We start from the raw sequence: 542 nt of genomic DNA, 5'->3' as shown, positions 1-542 counted from the left end.
CTGGACCGTGAACGATCAGGCTGGTTTCGACGCGGAATGCGATCAGTTGCTGGGGTCGATCGACCCGCCGGCAACGCTCCTCGATCTATCCCTTGCCGGCATCACCAACCTCACCGATCGCGTGGCCATGCTCGGCCGGCTTGAGAACGATGTCAGCCTCCGTGTCCGCTATCTCGACGTTCGCGCCGCCGATCTGGTCGGCCGACCAAGCGATGACGATCTTGCCCAGCTTGCGGTGGAGGGCATGCTCGGGCTCGCCGCCGCGAAGCTGACCGCGCGCATCGAAACTGGTGCCGCCGACGCTGCCGTCGCAAAACGCGCGCTGGAGCGTCTGTTCGTCGAATATAGCCGGGAGGAGAAGGCATGAGTCTGCGCCTCAGGCGGATCGCGGTCGACGGATTCCGCAAATTCCGCGAGCCGATGGCGATCGATGGCCTGACCGACGGCTTGAACATAGTGATTGAACCGAACGAGACCGGCAAATCGACCTTGCTCGAGGCGCTGCGGGCCGCATTCTTCGTTCGTCATAGCACCAAGAACCA

The 542-nt window shown here is 63.1% G+C and carries 2 protein-coding genes; both read left to right on the top strand.

What is annotated here, in order from left to right; genetic code table 11:
• A partial coding sequence (locus AACY08_RS28465; protein WP_339472436.1) for a hypothetical protein occupies positions 1 to 367 on the top strand: 367 nt, incomplete at its 5' end.
• The coding region (locus AACY08_RS30735; protein ID WP_445262056.1) for an AAA family ATPase at positions 364 to 542 on the top strand (179 nt) is incomplete at its 3' end. The genes AACY08_RS28465 and AACY08_RS30735, both read left to right, overlap by 4 nt.

The sequence above is a fragment of the Pseudomonas sp. EL_65y_Pfl1_R83 genome, from assembly GCF_963970695.1.
GTDB lineage: Bacteria > Pseudomonadota > Gammaproteobacteria > Pseudomonadales > Pseudomonadaceae > Aquipseudomonas > Aquipseudomonas tritici.
The sequence above is the reverse complement of the archived record's forward strand: the minus strand, read 5'-3'. Positions and strand labels throughout refer to the sequence as shown.